General features: G+C 70.7%; 11 protein-coding genes. 9 read left to right on the top strand and 2 right to left on the bottom strand.

Annotated features, from left to right (window positions below):
- Window positions 1–94 precede the first annotated feature (94 nt).
- The 7 genes from RIF68_RS19060 (at window position 95) to RIF68_RS19030 (ending at window position 4,364) form a co-directional block, all read left to right on the top strand.
- On the top strand, window positions 95–466 hold the full coding sequence (locus RIF68_RS19060) for a hypothetical protein (protein ID WP_309052482.1): 372 nt from the start codon (window positions 95–97) through the stop codon (window positions 464–466).
- 160 nt (window positions 467–626) lie between these two features.
- A complete protein-coding gene (locus RIF68_RS19055) occupies window positions 627–1,163 on the top strand; it encodes a hypothetical protein (RefSeq protein WP_309052481.1) in 537 nt (178 codons plus the stop codon).
- Window positions 1,164–1,390: 227 nt separating this feature from the next.
- Window positions 1,391–1,693 carry a hypothetical protein gene (locus RIF68_RS19050; RefSeq protein WP_237731844.1) on the top strand — a complete coding sequence of 101 codons (303 nt, stop codon included), beginning with the start codon at window positions 1,391–1,393 and terminating at the stop codon, window positions 1,691–1,693.
- 41 nt (window positions 1,694–1,734) lie between these two features.
- Complete coding sequence (locus RIF68_RS19045; protein ID WP_309052480.1) at window positions 1,735–2,343, top strand: cell envelope biogenesis protein OmpA; 609 nt, start codon at window positions 1,735–1,737, stop codon at window positions 2,341–2,343.
- A 47-nt stretch (window positions 2,344–2,390) separates the two neighbouring features.
- Window positions 2,391–3,209, top strand: a complete 819-nt coding sequence (locus RIF68_RS19040; protein WP_309052479.1) for a hypothetical protein — start codon at window positions 2,391–2,393, stop codon at window positions 3,207–3,209.
- Between the two features lie 32 nt (window positions 3,210–3,241).
- A complete protein-coding gene (locus RIF68_RS19035) occupies window positions 3,242–3,766 on the top strand; it encodes a single-stranded DNA-binding protein (RefSeq protein WP_019329536.1) in 525 nt (174 codons plus the stop codon).
- Window positions 3,767–3,992: 226 nt separating this feature from the next.
- Window positions 3,993–4,364 carry a hypothetical protein gene (locus tag RIF68_RS19030; protein ID WP_309052478.1) on the top strand — a complete coding sequence of 124 codons (372 nt, stop codon included), beginning with the start codon at window positions 3,993–3,995 and terminating at the stop codon, window positions 4,362–4,364.
- 280 nt (window positions 4,365–4,644) lie between these two features.
- Here the strand turns inward: RIF68_RS19030 and RIF68_RS19025 are convergent, their stop codons facing one another.
- Complete coding sequence (locus tag RIF68_RS19025) at window positions 4,645–5,172, bottom strand: hypothetical protein (protein ID WP_019329534.1); 528 nt, start codon at window positions 5,170–5,172, stop codon at window positions 4,645–4,647.
- Window positions 5,173–5,649: 477 nt separating this feature from the next.
- Complete coding sequence (locus tag RIF68_RS19020) at window positions 5,650–6,036, bottom strand: barstar family protein (protein WP_086024817.1); 387 nt, start codon at window positions 6,034–6,036, stop codon at window positions 5,650–5,652.
- Between the two features lie 400 nt (window positions 6,037–6,436).
- Between RIF68_RS19020 and RIF68_RS19015 the strand changes: the two genes are divergently transcribed.
- Window positions 6,437–6,823: a hypothetical protein gene (locus tag RIF68_RS19015; protein WP_309052477.1), complete on the top strand. Its 387-nt coding sequence runs from the start codon at window positions 6,437–6,439 to the stop codon at window positions 6,821–6,823.
- A gap of 122 nt (window positions 6,824–6,945) precedes the next feature.
- On the top strand, window positions 6,946–7,644 hold the full coding sequence (locus RIF68_RS19010; RefSeq protein ID WP_309052476.1) for a hypothetical protein: 699 nt from the start codon (window positions 6,946–6,948) through the stop codon (window positions 7,642–7,644).
- The last annotated feature ends 410 nt before the right edge of the window (window positions 7,645–8,054 follow it).

Genomic DNA, 8,054 nt, shown 5'->3' with positions numbered 1-8,054 from the left:
CCGACGCCTGAGCGTCCGACACCCCACGCTCCGGCCGGGCACCGCCCGGTGCCCGGCCGGTCACCCCACCCCTTCAACCGAAAGGTGAAGCGCCATGCCCATCGGTATCAACGAGGTCCGCGCCTACATCAGCCAGCTGCCCGACACCGCCGCCGTCGCGACCGTGCAGGAAGCGTGCGCGACACGGCTGCGTGAACTGGACTCCGCCGCCTACAACAGCATCACGGCGGGCTCCCGGGCCCGGATCACCGACTCGCTGCGCCCGGCCTGCCTGCGCAGGCTCACCGGCACCGTCCAGGAACGCAACCGCAGCGGCACGCGCGCGGGCTTCCTGCTGGACGAGTACTCCACCCGGCTGCTGCGCACCGACCCCCGCAGCCGCTACCGCATCCCCGAGAACACCAAGCGGTACCGGCTGCCCGGCAACGGCGTCCCGCTCTCCTGCCTGGAGCTCATCGAGGACTGACCGCCTCTCGGATCGCCGGGCAGGGAGCGCTCGCCTTCCTGCCCGGCGATCCCGGCGGTCATCGCAGCACGGCCGCTTCCCCCCACCGCCCGAGAAAGCAGAAACGACCATGGTCATCTCCCTCAGCACCGTGGCAGCCGCCCGAACGTACGCCGGCGACATGAGTACAGCGCCCCTGCCCGAGCCGTCACCCGCCGACGACGACGGCCCGCTGAAGCCGGCCCACGAGGCCGCCTACTACCTGGGGATCGGTGAGACGTTCCGCATCCTCACCCGTCCCGGAGAACCGGCCGGCCCGGACGTGAAGGAGCTGAGCAGCGCCGTGCGGGCGGTGCCAGGCAGTGGCCTCTGGTACCGCCGCGGCGACGAGGCCGCCCGCCGGATCGTCACCTCCGACCGCCGCATCCGCACGCTGCCCCAGGACCCCGACCAGCTCTGGGCACTGCTCGCCGACGTACTCCAGGCCCTGGACCAGCACGGGCAGGCCCCCCAACTGGACGGCAGCAACCTGCGCCGTGCCCACCTACTCGGCCGCCCGGCGGCAATCCGCCGCACCGACCCCACCGGCGGCTGGGGTCCCGTGCGCGTGCAGTGGAACCCGGACGGCGCCTGCCGCTGGACCGACCTCCACCACGGCAGCTGGCGATGGCCCCACCCGGCAACCGACGCCCCCGCCGCGAACACGCCACACGACTGACCGCCCCCGCTTCTGACCTGTGGGCACGGGCAGGCGGGGCTGGCCACGCGGTTCGCCCCGCCTGCCTGCCCGGCATTCCTCCCCGACGACGAAAGCGACGCTCCGCACCCATGACCAACTCAGCGCCAGCGCCCGGGGACCGGGCGCGAACGCCAGTGCTCTTCATCAGCGACAGCCCGGAAGCCGACCCGGTCGGCCTGCTGCCCTGCACGGTTCCCCTGCGACGCATGCCTTCGCCTCTGTTCAGCGCCGAGGAGTACCGCCTCGCCCCGCTCGTGATCCTGGACGAGCGCAGCTACACCGCGTTCCGGCTGCGCCACATGCCCCAGCGCCCCGGCCTGGTCCTCGCACTCGTCGGCACCGACGACGACACGGTCTACCCACGGGCCGCGGCCATCGGCGCCGAGGCCGTCGTCCGCACCGGACGGGACCTGTCCTGGCTGCACCTTCGCCTGCACGAGGCAACCGGCTGCCGCTACGCCAACTGGGACGACCTCCTGACCGGCCCTCCCCCACCACCCGGCCACTGACGCCCACTCGCCCTGCTCCTCGAACCGAAAGGAAAAGACAGATGCCCTCGATACCCCAACGCTGTGCGCGCCGGCCCCTGGCAGGAGGGCTGGTCGTGCCGTGGGTGTCCCTGGTCCACGGCGGCCATGCCGCCTTCGGCAGCCTGCACGCCGAGCGGGCCCTGGCCGCCTTCCTGCGGCGCCTGTGTCAGATATGCGGCCAGCCCCTGGACGAGCGGTGCTACCTGATCGTCCGGCCGGCCGACGTCGTCCAGGGCCGTTCCCCCGAACCGGCGCTGCACCCCGAGTGCCTGCCGTACACCGCCGCGCACTGCCCCATGCTCAACGGCACGGCGACGCGCTACCGCCGCCGCCCGGTCCTGGCCGGCCACCCAGCCGGACGCCCGTGCACCGACTCGTCCTGCCCGTGTCCCTCCCCCTCCCTCGACGAAGGCCACACCGCGCGCAGCGGCAGCCCCGCCGACCGGTACGAGGCCTGGATGATCCACACGCGGACCTACCGTCTCGTCCACCCACCCGGCAGGCCCGAAGTGACCACCGGCATCAGCGTCGACGTGCCCGTCCTGCGCACACGCCTGCTGCGCCCGGCGGCACTCACCCCCGGGCAGCAACAGCTGATGGACCTGTGGAACGCCCTCATGGACGGGTGACCACTCCCTTGCCCGCCCTCCACCCACCGCTCATGAAGGAGACTGCCGTGCTGATCACACCGGACCCGGCCACGCCCGAAGGCGCGGCCGTCATCGATCTGGCCGCACTGATGGACGCCCTCCAGGCCCGCACCGGCGAATGGCCGGGCGCCGAGACCACCGCCATCCTCAGCGACTGGCTGCGCCGCTTCAGTTTCGCCGCCCCCACCGCCCACACGACACAGAGGGCAGGCCGGGCGTGGGTACTGCGCCGGTGGGACCGGCGCTGCGAGGAGGTGACGCTCTGGTCCGACGAGGCGTCCGCGCTGGCCTCACTGGCACAGCACGTGCGCACCCACTGGGACAACGTGGCAGGCACCGACGGTGTCCCCCACCGCCCTCCCGCCGACGACCGGACAGCTGTCGACGCCTACTACGGCCCGGAAGACGAACGGTGCGACGAGGACTACACGCTGCGCGCCTACGACGTCCTCCGCCACGGGGACACGGCCCGCCCCTTGAGTCTCGCGGACGCCCGGGCCTGTGCGGAGGCCAACTGCGTGGCGGTCTTCCACCCAATGCAGGGACCCGACGACGAGGGCCTGCCCTGCATCGAGATCGCCGGGGTCCTCGTGTTCGCCTACCTCGACGCCGATACCAGGGCCTTGCGGGTCTCCGTCCATCTGGACACCGCGGACGAGCAGCTGCTTCAGGCCGACGACTCCGTCCCCGTGCAGGTGGACGTCGAGGACACCACGGTGTTCGCCCAACCCCCAGTCCCGCCGGAGCCGGCCGGCTGGCGGGCCCTCCTCAGGCGGCTCGTGGGCCGAACCGCCAAGCCCGAGGGCGGCGAGCGGCGACAGGGGGGGTTGACCCACAGTCAATAGTCACTATTATTTGCTTTCAGGAGGTGATTCACATGACCCCTTCCGTCACCCACGTCAGCGGCACCGTCACCGGCGACGTAGAAGTCCGCTTCACCGAATCCGGCATCGCCGTCTGCCGCTTCCGCCTCACCGACACACCCGCCCAGTGGGACGCCGCCGCACAGAAGTGGCGTGACGGCACTCCGATCCGCTACGTGTGCACCGCCTGGCGCACCCTGGCCCGAAACGCCGCCGAGTCCCTCGTCAACGGGGTCAACATCCAGGTCAGGGGACGGATCACCGAGATCCGGGACAACGCCGTCTACCTGAGCGCCGACGACATCGGCATCAGCCTGCGCCAGCGCATCGCCTACACCGAGACCAGCCTGCCCAGCCCGGCCGCCGCCGCGCCGGTCACCGCACCGCCCTCCCCGGCACCACCGTCCTCCTCCCGCCCTGCCCCAAGACGACCGGGCAACCCGCCCGCCTGGTGGGATGAGCGAAGGTCCACCGGCTGGTCCGGCGACGCTCCTTCCCCCAAAACAGCCGACGGCACTCCCCTTCACGTCGGCCGCTGACCGCCCCCCAACCGCCACCCGGCGCGGCACCGGTTCGCCTGCCTGTGCCGGGCCCTGCGCGATCCCACCGCCGCACCAGCGGCAGTCACCCCTCCCGCCGGCCGCGCCCTGCCCGGCCAGCAGTACGCCGCCCGGCCTCAAGGCCCCCCTTCTCCCTGCTCCAGGCCCAGCCGCTTTCCACGCCCGGAAACCCATGCCACCCCTGACGAGAACCAGAGGACACCCCGTGGCTGAGAACGTCGAACTCTTCGAAGCCGTCGTCACCTGCTATCCCCAGGACGCCGACCACGCCCCATTGCTCCACGACCCCGTTCACGCACGCGTGGCCCGGGCCGTCGACGTCGTCGACGGCGACCTGATCCTGGCCGCCGTCTCAATGCGCGGCGCCGACTACTTCAACGACCAGTACACCGCGCACCCCCGGCCCTACGAGCCGGCCTGCCAGTGCGGAGTGTGCTGCCACCTCACCCACGAGAACGGCCGCGTGGTCGTGCTCTCCAACAGCCATCCCTGGAGCACCTGCGACCCGTGGCGCGCCGACGACCTGGTTCTCATCGTCCCCGCCGTCCGTCTGCCCGACCGGACCTCAAAGGAGTGAACACCGCCATGGCCCGCACCATGTACGCGCCGACGCTGCCCGGCCTCACCACCACCGACGGCCTGGACACCGTCACCAACTGGGGGCTTGGCGCCGACTCCACCGCGCGGATGCTCACCGCCCCCGCCGCGCACGGCATCGACCTGGCACCGTCGTCCTCTACCTGGCCACCGGCAGCGAATGACTTGAGCCCCGGCTCCTGGTCGAGACCGCTCCCCCGACCACGTGGTGCAGCTGCTGGCCGCCGAGTCTGGCTGTTGGCTCACGTTCGCGGACCGCGTCAGCGGCAGAGCTTGTCCAGGTCCTCCGAGAAAGAGGGGAACTCGGCCTGTGCCTCGGTGATGATGTCCCGGGCGGGTCGGCGCGCCGTAGTAGCGTGACGCTCGGCGAGTTCAGTCAATACGAGGTTCGGTCGCGCTTCGCGCTGCTCGTACTCGACGACCTCCATCGGGCCGAGGCCGTCGGCCAGCAGCCACAGGAAGTCGGACAGGTTTCGGGCCACGACGCCACGCTCGCCCTCCGAGCCTAGGAATACCACGGGCTGTTCGGCAAGGGGCTGACCCGGACGCACACACCACAGACCGACGAGGCCGCCGGTGCCATCCTGTCCAAAAACCCTGTAGGCGTCGCCGTCCAGTTCGTGGTTGCCGGTCCAGTTGCGGATCCAGTCGGTGGTTTCCTCGGCGGAGTCGAAGGCGTCGTAGGGCTCGAAGTCCACGCCTTCGCCGTCGTCGTAGCCGAACTCCACCTGGGCGACAGCGACCAGGGCGGGCGGGAAGCGACGGTCGTCGTCGGTCCTCTCGATCATGTCCGCAGGCTAGCCGCCGCCACTGACAACGGCCTTGGCAGATGGAGAGGCGCGGTTTCGCCGCTGCGGCCAGGGCCTCGCGCGCACGGGGTGCGTCCCTCTATTCGGCCTTGCGCTCGTAGCGGCGGTGCAGACGGCGACACCCGGACAACCACCAACGACACCGCGACCTCAAAGCGGAAGCTGAAACCGTTCGCGCCCACCTCGCCCAGGTCCGGACCCGGGCGACGGCAGCAGCAACCGCCCGCGAGGAGGCTGCCCTCGAAACGGACAGCCGATCGAGCCAGTGCGCCGGTACCTGCGTGACTTCGTCGCCCAGGGCCGCCGTGCCGGAAGTGTCCGGAGCTACGCCTACGATCTCGCTTCTCTCGACCGCCTCACCCGGAACCGCAACCGCGCCCCCGTAGCCTTGGGCATGCCGATCATCCCCGGAGAAGGACGATGACCCCGGCGCCTCCCGTCATCAACTGCCATCACTCACCGAAGTTGTAGGACACCTGGAGCCCGTTCTTCGAAGATCTCGACTAGCCAGTCAAAGACGGTCGTTCCGCGCTCTTCTCGCGCTGCGGCAAGATCGGCGCTGGCAGAGGGGCGGTTCGTGGGGTGACAACGTGACAAACGGCTCTCCAACTGGCGAGCGGTCTCCGGATAGCCCAGATGCTCGCGAGACACTCGGTGATCGCGCCACTCCACGACATAGTCATCGTCGTCCGGCGCTCCGAATCCCCCACTGAGGCAGTCGGCGAAGGCGTCGAGGTTGCGGCCGAAGTAGCCCCCGGGACCGTTGATCGCTTCGCCGATGACTCGCCAGAAGTCTTCCAGCGTTCTGATCTGCGTGCCATCCAGCACATATGTCGGTCTCACGGATTGGAGGATACGTGCGGCAAGCAGGGTGTCTTTTCGATTCTCGCCGCGCGCTGATAGTCCGGAAAAGATGCTCCTACTCGCTGTGCGTCTTCGCCTCCTGCCGCGACCTGCTGCTCGCCGTCGGGCGGCGGCCGCGGCTGGCCGGCCTGTACGCCGAGGTCGAGCAGGCGCGCGGCGACAGCTTCCGTCCGGACTGACGGATCACCGACCTGATCCGGCACGCAGCCCACGGCGCGGCACCTGACCCCGGCGTCGTCTGCCCGGACGACGGCCCGGAGTTCACCGCCCTGCAGGACCAGGTCCGCCAGGCGCTGACGCACGAGCCCCGCAAGAAGCCGGAGCTGGCTCGCCGCCCAGGCCGTGCGCTCTGCGACGGCTGCACCACACCGCACTGATCATGTCCGCCGATCCGCCGCCCCCCCTTCTGAAGGGCATACTTCTGATGATGACGACCACGCAGCGCCTCCTTGACCTGACCGCGGCCGCCCCGGACAGCCACGACGCTGACCTGATGCTGCTCCTGCACGAAGCCAGTGAGCTGTACCAGCAGGGCTTCGAAAGCGTGCGCCGCGCCGTGGCAGACCGCTGCGCGGTGACGTCTTCCGAGGACCTGGTGGCTGCCGTGACGACAGCCGGCCTGCCGTGCGAGGCGTCCCAGGACCGTGACGAACTGATCCTGATACTGGCCCTGGCCGAATGGGAGAGCACTCCGGCTGCCATGGCCTACTCCCAGATGGCGGAGGACGCGGCCCGCCGCGGCGTGAGCCTGGTCCCCGAAGACTGATCCGCTGGGGCCGACGCGCGGGAATCGTCGGCAGCGAACTAGACCCCCACCCCAAACTCCTGCCATTATGTGGGTTGCGAGTCGGGCAGGCCGGCTCGTCCTGCAGACAGGAGAGCTGTGCCATGACCTCGCGCCGTGAGCCTCGCCTGGCCGACGCTGCCGAGATCGCGGCCGAACAGGGCCTGTCCCCCGCACGGATCAGCATGCTCTACGGCGAGCGCGCCGAGAACGGATTCCCCGAGATCGCCGGCACGCGCGGCCGCGCCCGCCTGTGGAACCACGCGGAGGTCACCGAGTGGTTCGCGGGCCGCAGCCAAGTCAGACTCCGCGAGCACACACCGCCCTCCCGCAACCCGGAGGACCTGCTGAACGCGGCCGAAGCCTCGAGGTTCCTGGGCTACAAGAACTCCAACCAGGTCAACACCTACGTCCGCGACCACCCCGGCTACTTCCCCGACCCCGACGTCGTCGAAGAACTGGGTACCTCCGCGAACCCCTACCGCCGGCAGCTGTGGCGCGTGCAGACACTGCTGGACTGGATGGCCACCCGGCCCGGCCGCGGCAGACGCGCCGGCGTCAAGCGCACCGCGCCGCCACTGCCCGACGTGCCCGTCGACGGCGACCCGGACGAGCTGCTGGGAGCCACGCAGGCAGCCGCGCTGCTGGGGTTCAAGAGTGTCAACACCTTCTCCAGCAGCCTCTCCCAGGGCAACCTTCCCCTGCTGGAGACCCCCGACGCTCTCTCGGAGAAGGGCGGGCGCCGGCGGTGGACACGCCGGCGGATCCTCGAGCAGGCCGCCCAGCGCAGCCCTCGAAGGTGACAACAAGCGGTGAGTGCTCATCCGCCCACCGCCTCACAGACGCGGCATCCGGTTACGGGATTGTTGGTCCCTTGCGGGCCGGGCGCCGCACGATGGCCGGCATGACGCGGCTCGCCACCGCGTCCCGCAGCAGCTACGGCTGCTGCGGACCGGCCATCGCCCACCTTCCCCCGCCGGCCCTAGTGCCGGCACCTGCGGCTGTGACCCAGCCAGGCGCCAGGGCGGCCGCCAACCTTTCCCCCCAGCGCGCGACCCGGGGTGGGGGGGGGGCAGCCCCGACAACAGCGCCACGACCGTGCCGTTGCGCGTTCGTGACCATGGTCAGGGTCCCATGGTCGGGGGTCTGGTCGGGGCAGAAGGGTCTGCTGATCAGCAGCGGAGCGGCCTCAGGCTCGCGCACGTGGAAAGGA

It is taken from the genome of Streptomyces sp. (assembly GCF_031178505.1).
Lineage (GTDB): Bacteria > Actinomycetota > Actinomycetes > Streptomycetales > Streptomycetaceae > Streptomyces > Streptomyces gulbargensis.
Note: the sequence above shows the minus strand (reverse complement) of the source record. Positions and strands in the feature narration are given on the sequence as shown.

Excerpts from the sequence above, each read along its gene's own strand:
- RIF68_RS19060 (WP_309052482.1), top strand. The coding sequence starts at position 95 with ATGCCCATCGGTATCAACGAGGTCCGCGCCTACATCAGCCAGCTGCCC.
- RIF68_RS19055 (WP_309052481.1), top strand. The coding sequence starts at position 627 with ATGAGTACAGCGCCCCTGCCCGAGCCGTCACCCGCCGACGACGACGGC.
- RIF68_RS19050 (WP_237731844.1), top strand. The coding sequence starts at position 1,391 with ATGCCTTCGCCTCTGTTCAGCGCCGAGGAGTACCGCCTCGCCCCGCTC.
- RIF68_RS19045 (WP_309052480.1), top strand. The coding sequence starts at position 1,735 with ATGCCCTCGATACCCCAACGCTGTGCGCGCCGGCCCCTGGCAGGAGGG.
- RIF68_RS19035 (WP_019329536.1), top strand. The coding sequence starts at position 3,242 with ATGACCCCTTCCGTCACCCACGTCAGCGGCACCGTCACCGGCGACGTA.
- RIF68_RS19025 (WP_019329534.1), bottom strand. The coding sequence starts at position 5,172 with ATGATCGAGAGGACCGACGACGACCGTCGCTTCCCGCCCGCCCTGGTC.
- RIF68_RS19015 (WP_309052477.1), top strand. The coding sequence starts at position 6,437 with ATGTCCGCCGATCCGCCGCCCCCCCTTCTGAAGGGCATACTTCTGATG.
- RIF68_RS19010 (WP_309052476.1), top strand. The coding sequence starts at position 6,946 with ATGACCTCGCGCCGTGAGCCTCGCCTGGCCGACGCTGCCGAGATCGCG.